Source organism: Peribacillus sp. JNUCC 23, assembly GCF_053653995.1.
In genome coordinates this window covers 1,564,333-1,586,622 of the sequence record NZ_CM132202.1, presented here as the reverse complement: position 1 = coordinate 1,586,622, position 22,290 = coordinate 1,564,333, and the positions used below count along the sequence as shown (strand labels likewise).

Below are 22,290 nucleotides of genomic sequence, written 5' to 3'. Positions count from 1 at the left end.
AACCCGTGGTACCACCTTTATTAGCTCGAAAGCTCACTTTACAGCATCAATTAAGATACCTATCTCAAATAACGATGAGACGTTCCGCCAAAGCCTACTTTGCATTTCGGTTTGGAGCTCAGAAGCCCATTCACTTAAAGTTGTTCACCGATTTACACCAACCACCGGCTCTCTTTAGAACAAACATTAAGGTACTTTTCTTCTTCAACGCTTTATATTCGTTTTATTATTTATTATCTTAAATTGAACGACGAACTTTGTCAATGACTTTTCTGAAAATTTATTTTTTTACTGTAATCCAGCCACCGTCATCTGTTTCTTTTGCACTTTTTATAACTAAGTAAGCAGAATACCCGCTACTTTCCTGGAATTCATCCGTATAGTTCTTCTCATCAGCCTTTCCAGGAACAATTTCTTTAAAGCGTCTGTACGTTTTCATAAGATCTTCTTTACTGACGCGACTTTCATAAGCTTTCTCAACACTTTCAAAAAATTTTATCACATCGACAATTTCTTCTGTACTCCAAGTAAAATCCATTGGGTATTGATATTCCATTTAAAATCACCTTTCACTTAAACATTTTAGCTATAAATTTTACTTAAAACGATATTGTTACTTATTTTGTCCATTTCCCACTTATTTCTTCCGCTTCTCTAATCATTCTTTCGAATAAATCAGCGGTAGTAGGAATATCACGAATCAACCCAAGAGCTTGTCCAGCCCATCCGAATCCTTCATCTTGTACACCATCATAAATATAACGCTTATTAGCCGTGCCACTTATGTACCCTTTTATTGATTCATACCCCGTATTTTCCTGTTCAATTTTCAGAATTTTTTCTGTCCAGTTATTAGATATAGCTCGGGCAGGCGCTCCGATTGATCGCTTAATTACGACTGTATCATATTCATTTCCCAGAACCAATGATTTTTTATAGGCATCACTCGCATGTACGCATTCTTTTGTAGCAATGAATCTCGTACCCATCTCAATTCCTTCTGCACCAAGTGCGAGTGCAGCCATTAAACCTCTACCATCCGCAATGCCTCCTGATGCAATGACTGGTATCGAAACAGCATCTACGACTTGAGGAATTAGCACCATTGTACCTATGTCATCTCGTCCAAGATGTCCGCCACCTTCCTGACCGACAACCATAACCGCGTCCGCCCCAATCTCTTCTGCCTTTTCCGCCTGTCTTCTAGCTGCAACAAGCACTAGTTTTTTTACATTTTCCCCCTTCAAAAGTTCAAAAAACGGGGTAGGATTTCCCCCAGTTACCGATACAACTTCAATTCCTTCTTTTAGAGCTACTTCGAGCATATGTTCATACGGTCTTCCATGCTGCCCAATCGCGAAATTCACGCCAAATGGTTTGTCTGTCATCGCTTTGGTTTTACGTATTTCATCACGTAGCTGATCTGGCGTACTTAAAGACATCGCAGTGACCTGGCCAAGACCCCCTGCATTCGATACAGCCGCCGCAAGTTCAGCATAAGCTAAGTAGGCAAGCCCCCCCTGGACAATTGGATATTTAATCCCTAATAGATCAGTGACTCTTGTTTTCCATTTCATCTATGTTCCCCCTTTCAAATACAACTACTCTCTTACTCAAGTTTAATAAATTATTAATTATTAGACCAGCGTTTACTAATACTATTATCTATATTGCTCTTTCCCTTAATCGTTTGTGTTTTCTCATTGAGTATTCATTGCATAATTATTCTTTTCAAATAATATTACGCATGATATAATTCATATGTTTTCTTAGATTATACTTATAAAGAAGTGGGGTAATAAACAATTGTCACAGAACGAAACTCCCTTATTCACAGCTTTAGTGAACCATGCCAAGAAAAATCCCATTCAATTTCACATACCTGGTCATAAAAAAGGACAGGGAATGGATCCTGAATTCCGTGAATTCATTGGTGATAATGCATTATCGATTGATTTAATCAATATCGCTCCTTTAGATGACCTTCATAGTCCAAAGGGGATAATTAAGCAAGCTCAAGAACTAGCCGCTGAAGCGTTCGGTGCTGATCACACGTTTTTTTCTGTACAAGGAACAAGCGGAGCCATCATGACTATGGTTATGACGGTTTGTGGCCCGGGTGATAAAATACTCGTACCTAGAAATGTGCATAAGTCAATTATGTCGGCGATTGTTTTTTCTGGTGCGATCCCAATCTTCATAACTCCTGAAATAGATAAAAACCTTGGTATTTCCCATGGTATTACAATAGATTCAGTCGAAAAGGCATTGAGAGAAAATTCAGATGCAAAAGGTCTTCTCGTGATTAACCCGACGTATTTCGGAGTATCTGCTGATTTAAAGAAAATTGTAGAATTGGCACATTCTTATCAAATACCAGTACTTGTTGATGAGGCTCATGGGGTTCATATTCATTTCCATGATGAACTACCTTTATCGGCTATGCAAGCAGGCGCTGATATGGCTGCAACAAGCGTCCATAAGCTGGGTGGCTCAATGACACAAAGCTCAATATTAAACGTAAAAGAAGGCCTTGTTTCAGCTAATCGTGTTCAATCAATCATAAGTATGTTAACAACAACATCAACCTCTTATATTCTTCTTGCTTCGCTTGATACTGCAAGAAAGCGTCTAGCAACAGAAGGGTATGTATTGATTGACCGCTCTATTAAGCTAGCTGATCAGTTGCGGGCTGACATAAATGAGATTCCATTCCTTCATTGTGTTGGGAAAGAAATTATCGGTTCGCCAGCTACCTTTGATTACGACCCAACCAAACTGATTATTTCAGTTAAAGATCTCGGTATTTCTGGCTATGAGGTCGAGAAATGGTTACGTGAAAAGTACAATATTGAAGTCGAACTTTCTGATTTGTACAACATTCTATGTATTATCACGAATGGTGACACCAAACATGAAGCGGGTATTCTATTGCAAGCACTACAAGAATTGTCAAAAGAATTTAAGCATCTTGCGACAAGTGAGAATAATCATGTAGAAGTCCTGCTCCCGACAATTCCTGTTCTCGCTCTATCGCCCAGAGAAGCTTTTTACTCTGAAACAGAAGTCGTCGCAATTGATGAATCTGTCGGCCGAGTCATTTCTGAGTTTATCATGGTATACCCACCAGGAATCCCAATCTTCATTCCAGGCGAAGTAATTACTCAGGAAAACATTGATTACATTAAAGCGAATCTGGAAGTTGGACTGCCCGTTCAAGGCCCCGAAGATCCTAACCTTCAATACTTGAGAGTGATAAAGTGAAACTTCCATCAGTGGGTGCATTCCCCAGCTGATGGTTAGTTGAACCAATCGGGGATTTACAGGCTGTTTACACTCACTTGATTCCTCACAGTAAATGAATATTACAGGGATAAAGTGAGACTTCCATAAATAGGTGCCTTTCCCCGCTGATGGTTATCTCGTTCTAGTGTCACTAAATCGCAAGCTTACCGTAGATAAAGCGATCTTACAATCTAAGTCCAATGAACACAGACAAAGAATTCTTCACCTGTGTGACCAACATGCCCTTAGTGTATTCGAATAATCAATTATTAGAAAAATGAGACTAACCATTTCTGGTTAGTCTCTTATTTTTTATCAGGATCCATATTAAATTTCTACTTCTTCTTCTTCTTTACGGTCGCAATGGTTGCAAAGCGCATAAAGTACACTCACTTTTTCATCTTCGAAATGATCAATCGTTCCATTACATGTTTGACAAACTATTGTACCCATTTCTAAAACTCCCCTCAGATTAAAATGAAAACGCTTTTACAACTTGTTAATACCATAATAATATAACACAATTGATAATTCAAGCATTAATTGTATGTCACATTAATTTTTTATTGTAAACGTGACATACAAAATAGAAAGAGAAAATTACGAACTATTATTTTTAATTATTTATGCATCAGACAATTGATTTACGACAATTATTTATTACACGAAGTATCAGACTACTAAACGAGAGTATTCAACTAAATTATTTAGTCTCCTTGTTATTTATTAAAGAATCAACTAAAAAACTCGATGACATCAACGTTTCTTTAAGGTCAAGGAGTTTTAATTTCGTTTGGATTGATTATTTAGTATCCATTTTTTTGAAGTTATTTTGTAAAAATAAGGATAATTATTGTATCATATCCCTCTATAGTATCTCTACGTAATCGGTAAAATCGTTTGGAGTAGAACTTGAATAATTGCATAACAGAGTAAACTGACACTGGTAACGATCAATGTTCGTTTATTCGATTTTAGTATGGCCTTACCAATATATATAGCTAAGTATGAAAAAATGAAGAACATAATCACTTTAAACACAAGTTTGTCATGAGTTGAAAGCCATTCGACAACAGCATACCCGCTCCATACAATTAATTGGAAAAGAAATACAACATAATTTTTCAAACAATCCAACTCCTGTCAAATGAAATGGTCCGCATTCTATATACCAGAAAACAAAATACCGTTTTATAGAGTCACAAACTTCAAACTTTTTTAAGGAAAGAACCATTTTTACCTTTATCCTCATTCATACAATCCTAACGCTTTTTTTGTATTTTTCTTTATACAACAAAGGCTGTACACCTAAACAAGTGACCCATTATATGTAAGTTATGAAATAATATGATTAGTATTACCTCTAAGATTCCCTATCCTGCTAGATATATTTTTAAAATCCCCATAACAATTTAGTATTTAAAAGGATAAATCTCCAAAAAAAAACACTTTTACTAACATAGGGTAGGCTTAGGTCATGCATTGTACAAAAAAAGTACACCCGAAATAAATCGGATGTACTTTTTGGTAGTTCTATTACTTTACAATGTGGATAGGCATTCCTAAAGCAACTTCTGCAGCTTCCATTGTAATTTCACCTAAAGATGGGTGAGCATGAATGGTCATTGCGATATCTTCAGCCGTCATACCAGCCTCGATAGCAAGTCCAAGCTCAGCAACCATATCAGATGCACTTGGACCAGCAATTTGAGCACCGATCACTAAACCATCTTCTTTACGAGTAATTAGTTTCATAAAACCATCAGTATTGTTCAGTGAAAGAGCTCGGCCGTTTGCAGCGAATGGGAATTTAGAAGCCTTAGCATCAAGTCCCTCTTCTTTTGCTGATTGCTCAGTGTGACCCACTGTAGCAAGTTCTGGCTCAGAGAATACAACAGCAGGGATTCCTAAATAGTCAATCTCTGAAGCTTCTCCAGCAATTACCTCAGCAGCAATTTTACCTTCGTAAGAAGCTTTATGTGCTAATTGAGGGCCGGATACAATATCACCAATCGCATAAATGTTTTTAATATTTGTGCGGCATTGTTTATCAATTTCAATTAAGCCTCTTTCAGTAAGCTTAATACCTACTTGTTCAAGACCAATTTCATCCGTATTCGGACGACGGCCAACCGTTACTAATACATAATCAGCTTCGACTTTTGATTCTTGACCATTTACTTCATAAGTTACGACTACACCATTTTCTGTTTCTTCAACGCCTTTTGCAAGAGCTTTTGTAACAATTTCAGCGCCTTTTTTCTTCAAGTTTTTCTTAACCAATGCAGTCATTTGTTTTTCATAACCACCTGAAAGAATATCTTCTGTTCCTTCAAGGATCGTTAATTTAGTACCCATATTAGCATAAGCGCCACCAAGCTCGATTCCAATAACTCCTCCGCCAATTACAACTAGAGAAGCTGGAACTTCCTCAAGCGCAAGAGCACCAGTAGAATTGATAACACGTTTAGAATATTTAAAAGTAGGCAGTTCAATTGGAGTTGAACCAGTAGCTATGATTGCGTTTTTGAATGTATATGTTTGTGCAGACGTTTCAGTCATAACACGAACATTGTTTTCGTCAACGAAATACGCTTCCCCGCTTACAACTTCAATTTTGTTTCCTTTTAAAAGCCCGCTAACTCCGCCAGTTAATTTATTTACAACGGATGATTTAAAAGCTTGTACTTTTGAAAAGTCCAGTTTTACATTTTCAGCAGTAATCCCCATATCTTCTGAATGCTTAGCATCATGAAAACGATGTCCTGCTGCAATTAGTGCTTTTGATGGGATACAGCCTACATTTAAGCAAACTCCACCGACCGTTCCTTTTTCAACAACTGTTACTTTTTGTCCAAGTTGCGCAGCACGAATAGCGGCAACATAACCACCAGGACCAGCACCGATGACTAAAGTATCTGTTTCAATTGGAAAATCTCCTACTACCATGTTATTACGCCTCCATTAACAATAGTTCTGGGTCGTTAAGCAATTTTTTAATATGATTTAATGCATTTTGAGCTGTTGCACCATCGATCATTCGGTGGTCAAAGCTTAATGATAATGATAATACTGGAGCAGCAACTATTTCTCCATCACGCACTACAGGTTTCTCTGCAATACGCCCAATTCCTAGGATTGCAACTTCCGGATGGTTGATTACTGGAGTGAACCATTGTCCACCTGCAGAACCGATATTACTAATCGTACAAGAAGCACCTTTCATTTCGTCAGGAGCTAATTTACCGTCACGAGCTTTTGCTCCAAGTTCGTTGATTTCATTTGAAATAGCAAATGTAGATTTGCGATCCGCATCTTTAACAACAGGAACAAGAAGACCTTTCTCAGTGTCAGCAGCAATACCGATATTGTAATAATGCTTATGAACGATTTCACTTGTAGAGTCATCAAGTGATGTGTTAAGCGCAGGGAATTCACGCAATGCACTCGTCAATGCTTTTACAACATAAGGAAGGAATGTAAGTTTGATTCCTTTTTGTGCTGCAACCTCTTTGAATTTCTTACGGTGAGCGACAAGTTTTGTCACTTCGATTTCATCCATTAATGTAACGTGAGGAGCTGTGTGCTTAGAGTTCACCATTGCTTTAGCAATCGCTTTTCTGATTCCGCTCATTTTCTCACGAGTTTCTGGATATTGACCTGCAGGAATAGCAATAGCTGCTGCTTTAGCCGTTTCTTTTTCTGCCACCTGAACTGTATCAGGTTGTGTAGCAGCCGGTGCCGTAGAATCGCCAGTTAAGAATGAGTCAATGTCAACTTTAAGGACGCGTCCATTATCTCCACTACCTACAACTTGAAGGATATCTATTCCTTTTTCACGAGCGTATTTACGAACAGATGGCATCGCAATAATACGACGGTTAGAATCTACTTCAGCTTGCACTTCTTGTTTAGGAGCTTCTTCTGTTTTCACTTCTTCAGCTTCTTTAGTACCAGATTCTTCACCATGGTCACCCTTGAATTGAAGATCTTCATACCCTGGAGCGTCAAATGAGATTAAGATATCTCCTACTATTGCTACAGTTCCTTCTTCTACATGTACTTTTTCAACTGTACCTTCTACTGGTGACGGGATTTCAACAACAGCTTTATCGTTTTGCACTTCGCAAAGCACGTCATCTTCCTGTACTTTATCCCCTGGCTTTACAAACCATTTTACTATTTCACCCTCGTGTATACCTTCACCGATATCAGGGAGTCTAAATTGGAATGCCATTTAGTCTCAACCTCCTATAATTTAATCATACATATTGTTTGGAAAAAAGTAATTTAGCTTTCATAATTCGAGCAATTTTGCATAAATCCTAAAATCCGGCATCTATCAAATATGTAGGGACCGGATTTTAGTGGACTTTTAGATCATTAGAAGTTTAACACTTTTTTCGCAGTTTCCATAACATCCTTGTAGTTAGGAAGCCAAACTGGCTCAGCTTGTGAAAATGCGAAAACAGTATCTGCTGCTGTTACACGTAATACTGGTGCATCTAGGCTAAGGATGGCACGATCATTAATTTCTGCCACAACATTCGCCGCGATTCCAGCTTGTTTTTGAGCTTCTTGAACAACAATTGCACGGCCTGTTTTTTCAACAGATGCAATGATTGTGTCAATATCAAGTGGTGAAATCGTACGAAGGTCGATGACTTCTACTGAATGTCCTTCTTTTTCTAATTCTTCCGCGGCTTTGATTGATTCCTGAACCATTGCGCCGTAAGTAATAATAGAAAGATCTTTTCCTTCACGTTTCACAGAAGCGACACCTAGAGGAATTGTGTATTCTTCTTCAGGCACATCTTCACGGAAAGAGCGATATAGTTTCATATGCTCAAGGAAGATAACTGGATCGTTATCACGGATAGAAGAAATTAGCAAACCTTTTGCATCATACGGAGAAGAAGGAATGACTACTTTCAATCCAGGTGTTTGCGCCATTAACCCTTCAAGGCTGTCCGCATGCATTTCCGGTGTGTGCACACCGCCACCAAAAGGAGAACGAATTGTGATTGGTGAATTGTAACGGCCGCCTGAACGGTAACGCATACGTGACATTTGTCCCGCAACAGAATCCATTACTTCAAATAAGAAACCGAAGAATTGGATTTCAGGAACCGGACGGAATCCTTGTAGTCCAAGACCAATGGCAATACCGCCAATACCCGACTCTGCAAGTGGAGTATCAAATACACGATCTTCGCCAAATTCTTTTTGCAGGTTTTCCGTAGCACGGAATACACCGCCGTTTTTACCAACGTCTTCACCGAAAACAAGAACATTTTCATCGTTTTTTAATTCAGTGCGTAACGCATCTGTAATAGCTTGAATCATCGTCATTTGAGCCATGGCTTACTTCGACTCCTTTTCTTTGTAAATTTCGTATTGTTCTTTCAAGTTAGAAGGCATTTCTTCGAACATATTTGATATTAAATCAGTAACCGTTTGTTTAGGCTCTGCATCTGCAACTTTAATTGCTTCTTTAATATCTTCTTTCGCCTTTTCAATTGTTTCATTCTCTTTCTCTTCATTCCATAAACCTTTAGCTTCAAGGAATTTACGGAAACGAACTAGTGGATCTTTCAATTCCCACTCATTATCAAGATCTGAAGTACGATAGCGAGTTGGATCATCACCAGCCATTGTATGTGGACCATAACGGTATGTTAATGTTTCGATAAGTGTCGGGCCTTCTCCGTTAATTGCGCGCTCGCGGGCGTCTTTCACAGCTTTGTATACAGCAAGTGGATCCATTCCGTCTACTACAACGCCAGGAATACCAGCAGCAACTGCTTTTTGCGCCAATGTCTTAGATGCTGATTGTTTATCTACAGGCGTAGAAATCGCAAATCGGTTGTTTTGAATAATAAAGATGGCAGGAGCTTTAAATGCACCAGCAAAGTTAATTCCTTCATAGAAGTCACCTTGTGAAGTTCCACCGTCACCTGTATAAGTAATTGCTACAGCTTTAGTACCACGTTTCTTCATTCCAAGAGCAACACCCGCTGCTTGAACGTATTGAGCTCCAATAATGATTTGTGGAGAAATAACATTTACTCCTTCAGGGATTTGATTTCCTTTAAAATGGCCACGTGAGAATAAGAACGCTTGTGAAAGCGGCAAGCCGTGCCAAATTAATTGTGGAACATCACGATATCCCGGCAGAATGAAGTCTTCTTTTTCAAGTGCAAATTGCGATGCAAGTTGAGAAGCTTCTTGTCCAGCTGTTGGTGCATAGAAACCTAATCTTCCTTGACGGTTTAAAGAGATAGAACGTTGATCAAGAATACGTGTATAAACCATTCTTCTCATCAGTTCTTGTAATTGCTCATCTGTTAACTCAGGCATTGCTGCTTCGTTTACGATTTCGCCTTCTTCATTTAAAATTTGTAATGTTTGAAACTGTTCTTCAACTGTTTCGAACTGTTTCTTGACATCAAAATTAGCTTGGTTTACTTTAGAAGCCATCTGTGCCACCTCATCCTTTCAATAAAAAGGTTATATTTTGTAAAGCATTCTTCATTTCTAAAAGTCTAAATGAAATACCAATGTATTTTTCCCATATAGAGTGAATGCAAACATTCACTGGGTTTTCATTTTCACGATATTCTGTATCAGTAAAAACTAATTATAAAATGATACAATGCTTTATCCATAATTAAGTGTACCTCACCACATCAGCATAGTCAATTACAACGACCTATATTAATGAGCTTTCAAACGATAATTCTTATTAGTAAATTTTATCAACGCTAAAACTGTTATACTATAATTAATATACCTGTACTATAAAAGAATATCTGTTTTACGACAGATGTATGCGCTACCTTTGAAAACTGCTTTCTTCCCCATTTCTTTACATTTTTTCCGACTCCCCTATACTATCATTACACAATTTCATAAATTTATTATATCCATAAAGTGCATTTTCCATCAGCGAGGGTTATTCATCCTCCAGCTATTTTCCTTAATTTCACTTTCAAAAATGTGATGGATGTTTAAACCTTTTAGATCAGGATAAAAATAATAAAAAAACCGCTCAAAATCTGAGTCGGCTTCCTTAGAGAATACAGTTATACTATCTATTGTTTTACTTAGCTTATTTCGTATCTGAAACTTCAATCTCTGCATCTTTATAGAATTTCTGTTTTTCCTCATTATATTGATTCGTTTTATTATTAAAATCATCATTTGCTTCAATCACTGTTTGGTAGGTTTGATTAATCATCTCGATTTGTGCTTCTAGTTCATCCATTTTTAAGTTTTCTTTTTGGAAAAGAGTATATAAAGCTTTATCCAAATCTAAACTTTTCTTATAAGTAGTATAAAGTTTTTCATGCGCCTCATACCGTTCAATCATAGTCACCTTTAATTTTTCCGCTTCTTTTTTTAGGTCCTGGTCCTCTATACTTTTAATTTTATCATCGATTTGTTTAAATTTTTCACGCGAAGCAAGCATGCTTTCACGTTCTTTTTCAATAAACTCTTTTCTTTTTTCAATATTATTGATCGCTTCATTCGAAAGTTTAACAATTTGGTCAAACTCCCTCAAGCCTAGTTTAAGAATCGTGTTGTAATACTCTTTTTCTTTATTCTCTAGTTCAGTAATAGGCTGCTGCTGTTCTTCAAAGGTTTTTTCTTTCTTCACAGCCGCTTCGAGTATTTGATATATTTGTTCTTCTGGAGAGTCTTTAGCTGTACATCCCGAAAGGATTCCGCCTAACACTAAACATAACACAGTCCATTTAAAAAATTTACTCATTGCTAAAACTCCCCCTATTCTCTATATAGACTACTATACTGGAAATCGTCAGTTTTTGACAACTAACATCTACTCTTTTATCCCATCCCTTAGCATCAGAAAGCAAATGCAAATATACCCCGTATCTCTTGAATATATGACTTGTCTTAACTCTTTATGAATAGGCAAAAGCCCAGACCAATTTCTCTTCTTCGCATAGGTTGTAAGTACATCGCTCCTTTAGGAATGATGGAATTAACAAAACGGAGGGATCCTTTATGTATTATGGTGGTTACGGAAATGATTGCTGTTATCCAGTTGAGACTTATCCCAGTTATGGGTATGGCGGAGGAGAATGCGGCTTTGGAAGTGGATTTGCCTTAATTGTTGTTCTCTTCATTCTATTGATTATCGTCGGTGCTTGTTTGTGCTAACCCACACCGAATCTTTATCTTGTTTCGTTTAAAAAAGGAATCGAATAAAGTTTAGCTTATTCAAGTACCCTTTCATGGGAAGCTCTATACGTAGTAGCTTCCCCTCATCGCTTCCGTTTTGCGTTACCCAAAACTGAAAGCGCAAAAACTTAACGATACTGTTTTTAACGCATTGACACCATTAACTATTTAGCTAAACTTTGATAAACTATCTTTATCTATACATATACAGCAAGTCCTCAATTCAGTGGGGATTATAGCTTGTAAATCCTAGAAACATTTTATCTCTGGATATATTTTAAGAAAGAAGGGCGAAAATTATGCTTATAATGAAAGACATCATTAGAGAAGGACACCCAACACTTCGTAAAAAAGCTGCTGAAGTAAGCTTACCGGCTTCTGAGGAAGAACAAGAAATTTTATCAAGCATGCTGGACTATGTTATAAACAGTCAAGACCCTGACAAGGCAAATGAATTCGGACTTCGGCCAGGCGTTGGACTTGCCGCTCCCCAAATTAATGTATCAAAACGGATGATTGCTGTTCATGTCAAGGATTCTGAAGGAAAACAGTATAGTTATGCATTATTTAATCCAAAAATCATCAGGCACACAAAAGCTCAAACCTATTTAACCAATGGTGAAGGTTGCTTATCTGTTGATCGTCCTTTCCCAGGATTTGTACCCAGATACGCAAAAATAACCGTTAAAGGTGTGAACTTAAACGGCGAAGAAATATCAGTTAAACTAACCGGTTTGCCTGCTATCGTCTTTCAGCATGAAATTGACCATCTGAATGGTATTATGTTTTTTGATCGAATTAACGAAATCGACCCATTCGATATTTCAGATGACGCAACACCGCTTGAGCGATGATGAAGTGAAGTTAAAAAAAGAGGTTGTCCAATAGATAAATGATCGGACAACCTCTTTTTTTATCCCACATAATAGGCAGTATGTCCCCACTGATTGAGGTTTCACTTTATATTAGCCCTACTTGGCGAAGGCCAAAAAGGATGCCTTCTTCACTTACATCTTTTGTTACATAATCCGCATGTTTCTTAACCTCGTCCAAAGCATTCCCCATTGCTACGCCATGTCCAACCGTCTCAAGCATTTCAATATCATTTAGTCCATCACCGAATGCATAAACATTTTCCATGGCAAAGCCAGCTTTCTTAACAAACTGTTTAATTCCTTCTGCTTTTGAACCACCAAATGGCAACACATCAATCGATAGATCATGCCAGCGAATAAATTTGAATTTATCGAATTTCCCAGTAATTAGTGCCTCTTCTTCTTCCCTTGTACAAAAGACTAGGCTTTGATATATTTCTTTCCCATGATAGAAATCATCTTGACGTTCCGGATGCGGAAATTTCAATGTACCAATCGCCTCTTCAATTCGATCGCTATGGCTAACATTTGCTTTCATCGTTTTCTCATTCATAAACACAAGAGGTGTCTCTTCATTCTCTCCGGCCATTTCATGTAAACGCTCCAGTTCATTGAATGAAAGGGGGTTTTTGTATATCACTTCGTTTTCAAACACAACATATTGACCATTAAAGCTAACAAATGACTCAATGTCCAATTCTTCTCTCAATGATTCAAACATAAATGGGGCTCTTCCAGTTGCAATCGCAACATAAACGCCATTCTCTTGTAGTTGCTTAATAGCAGCCTTTGTCGATGCAGGTAATGTCTTCTCATGATCAAGCAATGTTCCATCTATATCAAAAAATACAATTTTCTGCATATCTACTTCAACACGTCCATTCTATTTTAATAATGTCTTTATCAAATTTTCTATCTTGTTTGTTTTTTTCTTAAAAACGATTCTATAACACTCTTCATACTTATTAAAAACTGCGTTCTAGTATATGTCAAGAATCTTCCATGAAGGAAAATACCATCATCCATTATTTGGAATCAAGGAATTTTCATACGCTGTATATACTATAACTACTTCCTCCATCGGTCAAAGCTGGGTATCAGTGGTTTTTTTAAAATAATTCCTATTATCTGGGAAATATGTATTTACTTTATTAAATTATTCTATACAATAAAAGACAAGGGAGTGATCACCATGTTAAAAAGGCTTCGTAAAAAGCTGCGTAAACAATGGAATGATCTTTTAAAAAGGAAATCAATCGCATAAAATTATTTGATATAGCCCTTCAAATACTTGCGAAGGGCTTCTTGCTTGTGTAAAGTGCATTATAGACCCAATGAACGGAAATGAATGGATAGAAGAGGTCTTCGCACGTATACTTAATCGTTACAATGTTCACATGATGTACTAAAACATGAAAAAATTGTTTTTTTTATATATAATGAAACAAGCAATTTAAAAAGAAGAGGAGAGAAAGTAATGGTTTTTAAAGTTTACTACCAAGAGAATCTAAATAATGTACCTGTAAGAGAGCATACTCAATCTATTTATGTTGAGGGAGAGTCAACACGAGATGTTCGCGATAAAATAAAGGATTTTCCTTATAATATTGAATATGTTGAGCCGGTTACTGGGGCATATTATGAATATGAAAAGAAAAATAATGAAGATTTTAATGTATTGGAGTTAGGATAATTTATGAAATTTGTAAAAAATGACCAAACAGCCGTTTATGCACTTGGCGGCCTAGGTGAAATCGGTAAGAATACGTATGCAGTACAATTCCAGGATGAAATTATTATTATCGATGCAGGAATTAAATTTCCAGAGGACGAGCTTCTAGGCATCGACTACGTGATTCCAGATTATACGTATTTAGTAAAAAATGTAGATAAGATTAAGGGACTCTTCATTACCCATGGACATGAAGACCATATAGGCGGAATTCCCTATTTACTAAAAGCTATTAACATTCCTGTTTATGGTGGAAAACTAGCATTAGGATTATTACGCAATAAATTAGAAGAACATGGTCTTCTACGTCAAACGAAATTACATGAAATTCAAGAGGATGATGTGATTAAGTTCCGCAAAACATCTGTTTCGTTTTTCAGAACAACTCACAGTATCCCGGATTCTTATGGGATTGTTGTTAAAACTCCTCCAGGGCAAATTGTCCATACCGGAGACTTTAAATTCGACTTCACACCAGTAGGAGAACCTGCTAATTTAACGAAGATGGCTGAAATCGGAAAAGAAGGCGTTCTATGCCTATTATCTGATAGTACAAATAGTGAGGTTCAGACTTTTACAATGTCAGAACGCCGTGTAGGCGAGAGCATTGATGATATTTTCCGTAAAGTGGAAGGTCGAATTATTTTCGCTACGTTTGCTTCTAACATTCACAGACTGCAACAAGTCGTCGAAGCAGCTGTTAAAAACGGACGGAAGGTCGCAGTTTTTGGTAGAAGTATGGAAGCAGCTATCACAATCGGACAAGATTTAGGGTATATTGTTGCACCAAAAGATACTTTTATCGATGCTCAGCAAATCAATCGACTTCCTGCAAACCGTGTAACAATCCTTTGTACAGGTAGCCAAGGTGAGCCAATGGCTGCCCTATCAAGAATTGCTAATGGCACGCATCGTCAAATTCAGATCATCCCAGGAGATACAGTTGTATTCTCATCTTCACCGATTCCAGGAAATACAATCAGTGTTTCTAGAACGATTAATCAATTATACCGTGCTGGTGCGGACGTGATTAGCGGACCGCTTAGTAACATTCATACGTCAGGTCATGGCGGGCAACAAGAACAAAAGCTGATGCTTCGTTTAATTAAGCCAAAGTACTTCATGCCGATTCACGGTGAATATCGGATGCAAAAATTGCACAGCCAACATGCCATCGACTGCGGTGTTCCAGAAGAAAATTGTTTCATCATGGATAATGGTGAAGTGCTCGCCTTAAGTGAAAATACAGCACAAGTGGCTGGAAAGATCCCTTCAGGCTCCGTTTACATTGATGGTAGCGGTATTGGTGATATTGGGAATATTGTACTACGTGACCGTCGTATCCTGTCTGAGGAAGGACTTGTTGTTGTAGTTGTCAGCATCAACATGAAAGACTTCAAGATTGCCGCTGGTCCAGATATCATTTCAAGAGGATTTGTATACATGAGAGAATCAGGTGATTTAATTAACGATGCCCAAGCGCTCATTACAAAGCATCTAAATAAAGTAATGGAACGCAAGACGACTCAATGGTCTGAAATTAAAAACGAAATTACAGACACACTTTCTCCATTCCTGTACGAAAAAACAAAACGCCGTCCAATGATTTTACCAATTATCATGGAAGTATAATAAAATTAATATATAAAAGAGGATGTCCCATATTTTAGGGGACATCCTCTTTTATTACTGAACATACTAGACAATTATTTTTATATGGATCATTTAATTTGTCTGTCCGAAGTTAGCACAAGCAGCTACAAACGAATCGATCTGGTGGGAAGATCACTTCCATATAACTTGCTCGTCTTACGCTATCCTCTAGGTTGATCAAGGTGCTTTTCACTTTTGTTCTTAATCTACAGTCTTTTTTTCAAAACGGTTAATATCTGAGTCAGCCCCGATGACAATCAAGATATCCCCTTTGTGAATTGGGTCATTTCCTTGAGGTGAAACTATGATTTCTCCCCCTCTTTTTACAGCAACAATATTAATACCAAAACGCGCCCTAATATCAAGATCAATAATGGTTTTACCTTCCATTTTAGAACTTGCCACAATTTCCACGATGGAATGTTCATCAGACAACTCTAAATAATCAAGAACATTATTCGATACGATGCTATGTGCAATACGCTTCCCCATGTCTCTCTCTGGATGAACAACATGATCTGCACCAATTTTTATCAAAACTTTCTCATGGTAATCATTTTGGGCCTTCACTGTAATATTTTCGACACCTAATTCCTTTAACATTAAAGTCGTCAGGATACTCGATTGAATATTGTCACCAATCGCGACAATCACATGATCGAAATTTCGGATTCCAAGGCTTTTAAGAACATTTTCTTCTGTTGTATCCCCAATAACCGCATGTGAAGCAATCATTGCATATTCATTAACCCGATCCTCATCCATATCAATGGCAAGCACTTCCATGCCCTCCTCAATTAGAGCTCTAACGATACTACCTCCAAATCGGCCAAGCCCGATTACTGCAAATTCTTTTTTCACGAATTCTACCTCCAACAAGCTAACTTGATGCACTGCTATTCTACCATATGATAAGCATGAAAGCTTTTTTCAATTCGAGAAGATGACTGGACTTGCACAGGATGTGCTGGCTTCTGTGTTGCTCGTCATGACGTGCGCGATTTTAACAGTAGGTCATTCATGAACGATGTCACAATTCGCAAGCGTTTTTACCGGACTTTTTAAACATCCCCTTAAAATGAGAATAACACTCATGCCTGTTAATTATTCATTCGATCCTTTAAAAGTTATATAGTGAGTAAGTAGCGTAATTGCTTTTTCTATCGCCTGTTCATCTGGATTTAATTTAGCATGATGCAGTCCATATGTTGAGTTGACACCTAACCAGAACATAAATCCTGGAATTTCCTTCAACATATATCCGAAATCTTCTCCTGTCATCGCTTCATTACAGTGATGCACCTGTATTCCAGGTACTTTTTTTGCAAATTCCATAAATTCCGTTGTGAGCTGTTCTTCATTAAATACTTGATGGTACATGGATCCATAATCAATCCATCCCTCACATGCATACCCAGCCTTAATCCCGCAGAGCAGCTGTTCAATTCGCGTTTTTACTTTTATCATCGATTCTTCATTCAAGGTACGAATTGTGCCTTCTAGCCTTGCTTTTTCTGCAATTATATTTTGCACACTGCCCCCACTGATTTTCCCAATCGTAACTACTGCTGAATCAAGAGGATTCACGTTTCGAGAAACAATCGATTGCAATTGACCAACAAGTGAACATGCTGCAACAACCATATCATTAGTTTCATGGGGATAAGCAGCATGTCCACCTTTCCCTTTTAACTCAATAAACAGTTCTGACGTATTAGCAAATAATAGTCCTTCTTTTAGCGCAATTGTCCCAACAGGATATTCAGGAGCGATATGCAGAGCCATAATAATATCTGGCTTCCACTTATTCATAGTTTCTGAACTCAACATCGGTTCTGCACCACCAGGACCTTCCTCAGCAGGCTGAAAAATAAACAAAATATGATCATTAATTGGGTTAAGAACAAAATAACTTAATACTCCAAGCGCAATACTCATATGAAAATCATGACCGCAAGCATGCATATATTGATCATGTTCTGAAGAAAATGGTAAATCTGTCTCCTCTTTAATCGGTAACCCATCCATATCTGCTCGATAGCCAATTGTTTTTTTGGGAGCAAGGCCAATTACTTTTACAAAAATCCCCGTTTCCCATGTTTCCAATTCATATCTGTCCTGCGGCAATGTAGATAAATAATCTAATAAATATTTTTGTGTCTTAACTTCTTTAAAACCGATTTCAGGTATTTTATGAAGGTCTCTACGAATTTTTACAAAAGGATACAGTATTGACTCTACTTCAGTCATTGATGATTCCCACCTTATACAAGAAAAGCGCGGATCCATGAACCATCCACGCTTTCCTTTCGATATTGTTTCATTTTAGAGAGAACTGCTTATAATCACAAGTGAGTGTAAGAAGCCACTTCCTTAAACGTAAGCTGACTACTTATACGTCACAAAAACATACTAGTATGAATCTCATAATTGGCGAAGTTCTTGTATGATTTCTGTTTTCGATTTTGTTTTTTCATCGATTGCTTTAATCACTTTTGCAGGAATACCCGCTGCTACAGAATAAGGAGGTATATCTTGTGTCACCACAGCTCCAGCTGCTACTACAGAACCTTGTCCAATTGTAACGCCTTCAAGAACCACTGCATTTGCACCAATCAGTACATCGTCTTCCAAAATAACTGGTTTTGCCGATGGCGGTTCGACTACACCAGCTATTACTGCTCCGGCACCGACATGACAATTTTTCCCGATGGTGGCACGTCCACCAAGCACTGCATTCATATCAATCATCGTACCGTCTCCAATAACAGCACCTATATTGATAGCAGCCCCCATCATGATTACTGCATGATCACCGATTTGAACCTGATCGCGAATGATAGCACCTGGTTCAATACGCGCTTTCATGTTTTTCATATCGACTAATGGAATCGCAGAATTTCTACGGTCATTTTCAATTACATAGTCGGTAATTTTCCCCTCATATTTATTGATGGCTTCATTTATTTCAGACCATTCTCCAAAGACCGTCCCTACATCTCCGCTAATAAATGTTTTAGCTGAAGGACCAAAATCGATTCCGTCCAAATCACCTTTTATATAAACCTTAACTGGTGTTGATTTCGTGCTGTTTTGGATAAATGAAATAATTTCGTGTGCATCCATCATTTTCATGAAAAATCCCCCTAATATGTATGAATCACTGGTCTTAAATTTATCAAAAGTAACGTTAAAAAACAAGAAATTACATATTCATCATAATTCCTGATTGAGAATATGCTCAGCAACAATCTCTTCAAATGCTTTTACTTGCTTTAATTGAAATGCAGATTCATATCCGCACAGCCATGTATCTCGCTGAATCGAATGATTTTGTCCGTCCAAGAGGGGAATTTTATATACGTTTTGATCTTTATCATGGAGTGTAATTGCTGGAAGAATAGCATAACCGATTCCATTGAAAACCATTTGCTTACATGTTTCAATTTGGTCAACAATAATCGTATTCTTAGGTGTCGTCTGAAAATGACGATGCCACCAATTTTGAATTTCCTGATAATAATTTGAATCACTTTTAAACTGGATGAATGGCCGATCTGTTTCAAGAACTTGTTCAAGCTCATTCATTTCCGTATCAACTAAGTACAACATATCTGTGAATAAATGCTGTTTATAGCCCTTCCAATCAGGTGCTCCACGTATAATCCCAATATGTACTTGACCATCATATAATGATTTTAGTATTTCACTGCTCCAACCAGTAATAAGTGAGATTTTGGCATAGGGGTATTTTTGCACAAATTTTTTCAAGACTTGAGGTAGCCAGTTTTGTCCAACAATTGAGGCACAGGCAATTTTCAATGTTCCATATACTTCATGATCCATAGCTTGAATACTTTCCCTGACTTTTTCTTCTTTTTCTAAAATTTCATTTGCTAATCGGATGACTGCTTCCCCTGCTGAGGTTAAAGTAAGTCCTTTTTGTGAACGAAGAAATAATTTAGCATTCCAATCCTTTTCAATCGTTTGCAATCGCTGTGACAAGGCAGGCTGTGAGACGAATAATCGTTCAGCCGCTTTACGCATGTTCATTTCTTGCGCTAAAACAGATAATAAATGAAACTCAGAAAATGACATATTTTCAACACCTTGATTCGTTTTTCTTATACCAAATAAAGTGAAACTTTCATCAGTTGGAGTCTTCCTGCCCGTTAAGCGTGGGATAAATCTGAAACCATCGTATCATTTATTATTCTCCATATACAGTAAAACTTCCACACAAAGCATAAGTAACACGATAAACGATGTGGTGCGTGCTGGGTCAGACTCTTTTGAGACATCCTCGTGTTATCTCTTCTGTTAAAACGGGATAAAAATAAGCCCTAAAGGGGGCTTATTTTTATTTAGACGGAGATGCTGGTCCTTTATATAATTCTTTCAAAATAGCTCTTCTTGTCAGAATTCCTTCAAAAGTCCCCTCATCATTTTGAACACATACAAAAGGTTGGTCAATTAAAAGCTCAAGCCCTTTATCCATTTTATCTTCAATATGAAGCCGGGGAATATTTCGATTCATTATTTCAGAAACTTTTTTATTCTCTAGCTTTTCAAATTCAATCCGTTGCATCCCTAAGATAGAATCGAGGATGACTGGTGTACTTATCAGACCATGTAGCTTATACGTAGGATCTAATACAGGGATGGCTGTATACCCGCTCTTTGTCAAAACAAGAAGCGTGTGCTCTAGATTATTGGCAATCTGAACGTGAGCAACACGTTCAGAAGGAATCATCAAGTCTTTCACATTTAGCTCCATTATGTTCCCATCATGAGTATCGATCATGTCAAAACCCCTTACCTAATAAGTCATAATTTCGTCTACACTTCTAGTGTATCATAGGTAAAGGAAACTTTCTTCTTGAATTGACCTATAAAGTGAAACTTCCATCAGTGGTGGTTAATTGAACCAAATCGGACCTCTACGAGCAAAGGTTGTCCCTACCTATCTTCTTTGTTCCTCATAAGCGTGAAGGTCTTACTGCCCTAGCGTGTGATAAATGAGAGATCTTATATCAACCTTTGTTTGTTTCGATATTTCTCAGCATATGCCCACACTCGAGACACTCGAAAATAATGTTTTGATTAGACTGGGCAGTCAATACTTTACTTATATCATTTTTACTTTTACATTGCGGACATATTACAGTTGGCTTTTCCAAACCTCATCCCTCCATTTATCCCGTTTTAACGAGTAGTTATACCCTAGAGTCAAAGTAACGTAGAGGGTGTTTACTTTATATAGAATGCAGATTTTCACCAGATTTCATACGTTCAAACTAAGATATCGCCAAAGTGCATTTGCCCATTTGATTTTGAAACCTTCACTTTTTTGTCTTACAAAAAAAGCCGACAGCATATGCTGTCGGCTTTTATTAGGTTTTGCAATCAGATTATGATTGCAAAAGATCAAAAATTTCAATTGTAATCATATCAATGTTGTCAAATTGATATTTAGAGGATTTGCTTTTTTCATTAAAAACTTCTAACTCAAACATCTCCGTTTTACTGAAATATGTAACCTGACATTTTAAAACACCATCTATTTCAAAAAAACGCTGAGCAGATTCAGTTTCCTGTGCTTGCTCTTGAAGATTTTTCAATCTAGTAAGAATGCCTTGTAATTGAGACATACTCCCACTCCTTTCTAGTATAAAACCTTTTCGGTAGGTTTCACTATATCATAAAAAACTATCCAAAAACCAGAACGAATTAATTTCAGAATTTTTCATCAGATACGTCATTCTTCATCCTTTTCTGATCCTAATAAAAGCATAGAATAACAGATTAATTTTGTATACAAAAACTTTAAAAAAAGTGTCGAAAACACAGTTATTTTTTCTCAAAAGACGTTTCGCTATCCAATTTTAAATATTTTTTTTATAATAGCTTTAATCTAAGTAATTAGACTAATTACTCTAAAACGATTTGAAACTCTTTCTTTTTCAAAAAGCTTTCACCAAATATAGATTGGAGGATAAGATGAATAAAGTTACACTTTTTACACAACCAGACTGCCCGCCATGTAAAATCGTTAAAATGTTTTTTAACGAATATAATATTTCGTTTCAAGAAAAAGACATCAAAGCAGATATCGTAGCAATGAAAGAATTAACTAAAAAATACGGGTCCTACTCCACTCCAACAGTCATCATTAACGGAGAAGTGATCATTGGATTTGAAATTAAAAAAATGAAGGAAGCTCTTTCCATCAACGACTAATGAACCCTGCATGTTATTTGCGGGGTTTTCCCTTCCTTTATTTCATTGTTCATGCACATTTACCGGTAGATATCCAATCTTAAAAAAGTTCGTTAATCTCAGAAAAATGAGATGAGGTATTATAGTCTGTTAATACGGGATAAAAAGTTGAAGTTGTTCAAAAAAGGGTCTGACCCAGCACTTCCTACACAGTTGATAATGTTACTTGCATTTCATTTAAACTGTATGTAAAAGTTGCGGGGGTCTGACCCTTTTCTGTTAAAACATCGGTTCTTGATTTCCCCACTTTATAATGAC

22 protein-coding genes and 1 other annotated feature (1 of these 23 only partly in view) are annotated in these 22,290 nt (G+C 37.2%); of the genes, 6 read left to right on the top strand and 16 right to left on the bottom strand.

What is annotated here, in order from left to right; all coding sequences use genetic code 11:
* Positions 1–217: a binding site (T-box leader), on the bottom strand (it extends 13 nt beyond the left edge of the window).
* A 63-nt stretch (positions 218–280) separates the two neighbouring features.
* Both JNUCC23_RS07555 and JNUCC23_RS07550 read right to left on the bottom strand, forming a co-directional pair.
* A complete protein-coding gene (locus JNUCC23_RS07555; protein WP_062181596.1) occupies positions 281–556 on the bottom strand; it encodes a UPF0223 family protein in 276 nt (91 codons plus the stop codon).
* Positions 557–617: 61 nt separating this feature from the next.
* Positions 618–1,577 carry an NAD(P)H-dependent flavin oxidoreductase gene (locus JNUCC23_RS07550; protein ID WP_454215083.1) on the bottom strand — a complete coding sequence of 320 codons (960 nt, stop codon included), beginning with the start codon at positions 1,575–1,577 and terminating at the stop codon, positions 618–620.
* 229 nt (positions 1,578–1,806) lie between these two features.
* Here JNUCC23_RS07550 and JNUCC23_RS07545 point away from each other — a divergent pair, with 229 nt between their 5' ends.
* Positions 1,807–3,264 (top strand): aminotransferase class I/II-fold pyridoxal phosphate-dependent enzyme, encoded by a 1,458-nt coding sequence (locus tag JNUCC23_RS07545; protein WP_454215081.1) that lies wholly within the window; start codon positions 1,807–1,809, stop codon positions 3,262–3,264.
* A gap of 348 nt (positions 3,265–3,612) precedes the next feature.
* Here JNUCC23_RS07545 and JNUCC23_RS07540 read toward each other — a convergent pair whose 3' ends face one another.
* The 7 genes from JNUCC23_RS07540 to JNUCC23_RS07510 form a co-directional block, all read right to left on the bottom strand.
* A complete protein-coding gene (locus JNUCC23_RS07540; protein WP_403073100.1) occupies positions 3,613–3,738 on the bottom strand; it encodes a GapA-binding peptide SR1P in 126 nt (41 codons plus the stop codon).
* A 426-nt stretch (positions 3,739–4,164) separates the two neighbouring features.
* Positions 4,165–4,413 (bottom strand): hypothetical protein, encoded by a 249-nt coding sequence (locus tag JNUCC23_RS07535; RefSeq protein WP_062181609.1) that lies wholly within the window; start codon positions 4,411–4,413, stop codon positions 4,165–4,167.
* Positions 4,414–4,821: 408 nt separating this feature from the next.
* Positions 4,822–6,234 carry a dihydrolipoyl dehydrogenase gene (gene lpdA, locus JNUCC23_RS07530; RefSeq protein WP_062181612.1) on the bottom strand — a complete coding sequence of 471 codons (1,413 nt, stop codon included), beginning with the start codon at positions 6,232–6,234 and terminating at the stop codon, positions 4,822–4,824.
* Positions 6,235–6,238: 4 nt separating this feature from the next.
* Entirely contained in the window at positions 6,239–7,522 is a 1,284-nt protein-coding gene (locus JNUCC23_RS07525) for a dihydrolipoamide acetyltransferase family protein (protein WP_062181616.1), read from the bottom strand.
* A gap of 146 nt (positions 7,523–7,668) precedes the next feature.
* Positions 7,669–8,646: an alpha-ketoacid dehydrogenase subunit beta gene (locus JNUCC23_RS07520; protein WP_062181627.1), complete on the bottom strand. Its 978-nt coding sequence runs from the start codon at positions 8,644–8,646 to the stop codon at positions 7,669–7,671.
* A 3-nt stretch (positions 8,647–8,649) separates the two neighbouring features.
* Positions 8,650–9,765 carry a pyruvate dehydrogenase (acetyl-transferring) E1 component subunit alpha gene (gene pdhA, locus JNUCC23_RS07515; RefSeq protein ID WP_062181630.1) on the bottom strand — a complete coding sequence of 372 codons (1,116 nt, stop codon included), beginning with the start codon at positions 9,763–9,765 and terminating at the stop codon, positions 8,650–8,652.
* A 631-nt stretch (positions 9,766–10,396) separates the two neighbouring features.
* Positions 10,397–11,059, bottom strand: a complete 663-nt coding sequence (locus JNUCC23_RS07510) for a YkyA family protein (protein ID WP_454215077.1) — start codon at positions 11,057–11,059, stop codon at positions 10,397–10,399.
* Positions 11,060–11,316: 257 nt separating this feature from the next.
* On the opposite strand from JNUCC23_RS07510, the gene JNUCC23_RS07505 reads away from it, so the two are divergent.
* Both JNUCC23_RS07505 and def read left to right on the top strand, forming a co-directional pair.
* Entirely contained in the window at positions 11,317–11,472 is a 156-nt protein-coding gene (locus JNUCC23_RS07505) for a YjcZ family sporulation protein (protein ID WP_403073091.1), read from the top strand.
* Positions 11,473–11,792: 320 nt separating this feature from the next.
* Positions 11,793–12,347 (top strand): peptide deformylase, encoded by a 555-nt coding sequence (gene def / locus JNUCC23_RS07500; RefSeq protein WP_403073088.1) that lies wholly within the window; start codon positions 11,793–11,795, stop codon positions 12,345–12,347.
* A gap of 106 nt (positions 12,348–12,453) precedes the next feature.
* Here def and JNUCC23_RS07495 read toward each other — a convergent pair whose 3' ends face one another.
* Complete coding sequence (locus tag JNUCC23_RS07495) at positions 12,454–13,230, bottom strand: Cof-type HAD-IIB family hydrolase (protein WP_062181644.1); 777 nt, start codon at positions 13,228–13,230, stop codon at positions 12,454–12,456.
* 615 nt (positions 13,231–13,845) lie between these two features.
* Here JNUCC23_RS07495 and JNUCC23_RS07490 point away from each other — a divergent pair.
* A complete protein-coding gene (locus JNUCC23_RS07490) occupies positions 13,846–14,061 on the top strand; it encodes a DNA-dependent RNA polymerase subunit epsilon (protein ID WP_062181647.1) in 216 nt (71 codons plus the stop codon).
* Positions 14,062–14,064: 3 nt separating this feature from the next.
* The gene (rnjA, locus tag JNUCC23_RS07485) at positions 14,065–15,732 is read left to right on the top strand and encodes a ribonuclease J1 (RefSeq protein WP_062181650.1); all 1,668 of its coding nucleotides are present in this window, start codon (positions 14,065–14,067) and stop codon (positions 15,730–15,732) included.
* Positions 15,733–15,954: 222 nt separating this feature from the next.
* Here the strand turns inward: rnjA and JNUCC23_RS07480 are convergent, their stop codons facing one another.
* The 6 genes from JNUCC23_RS07480 to JNUCC23_RS07455 all read right to left on the bottom strand — a co-directional run bounded on the left by JNUCC23_RS07480 (position 15,955) and on the right by JNUCC23_RS07455 (position 21,404).
* Positions 15,955–16,614 (bottom strand): potassium channel family protein, encoded by a 660-nt coding sequence (locus JNUCC23_RS07480; RefSeq protein ID WP_062181653.1) that lies wholly within the window; start codon positions 16,612–16,614, stop codon positions 15,955–15,957.
* A gap of 243 nt (positions 16,615–16,857) precedes the next feature.
* Positions 16,858–18,003 carry an N-acetyldiaminopimelate deacetylase gene (locus JNUCC23_RS07475; RefSeq protein WP_454215074.1) on the bottom strand — a complete coding sequence of 382 codons (1,146 nt, stop codon included), beginning with the start codon at positions 18,001–18,003 and terminating at the stop codon, positions 16,858–16,860.
* A gap of 174 nt (positions 18,004–18,177) precedes the next feature.
* Entirely contained in the window at positions 18,178–18,888 is a 711-nt protein-coding gene (dapD, locus tag JNUCC23_RS07470) for a 2,3,4,5-tetrahydropyridine-2,6-dicarboxylate N-acetyltransferase (protein ID WP_403073079.1), read from the bottom strand.
* An 81-nt stretch (positions 18,889–18,969) separates the two neighbouring features.
* Positions 18,970–19,851 (bottom strand): LysR family transcriptional regulator, encoded by an 882-nt coding sequence (locus tag JNUCC23_RS07465; protein ID WP_062181662.1) that lies wholly within the window; start codon positions 19,849–19,851, stop codon positions 18,970–18,972.
* A gap of 262 nt (positions 19,852–20,113) precedes the next feature.
* A complete protein-coding gene (gene cbpB, locus JNUCC23_RS07460) occupies positions 20,114–20,557 on the bottom strand; it encodes a cyclic-di-AMP-binding protein CbpB (protein ID WP_062181665.1) in 444 nt (147 codons plus the stop codon).
* Between the two features lie 607 nt (positions 20,558–21,164).
* On the bottom strand, positions 21,165–21,404 hold the full coding sequence (locus JNUCC23_RS07455; protein ID WP_062181668.1) for a DUF1797 family protein: 240 nt from the start codon (positions 21,402–21,404) through the stop codon (positions 21,165–21,167).
* Between the two features lie 349 nt (positions 21,405–21,753).
* Between JNUCC23_RS07455 and JNUCC23_RS07450 the strand changes: the two genes are divergently transcribed.
* Positions 21,754–21,993 (top strand): glutaredoxin domain-containing protein, encoded by a 240-nt coding sequence (locus tag JNUCC23_RS07450; RefSeq protein WP_454215070.1) that lies wholly within the window; start codon positions 21,754–21,756, stop codon positions 21,991–21,993.
* The last annotated feature ends 297 nt before the right edge of the window (positions 21,994–22,290 follow it).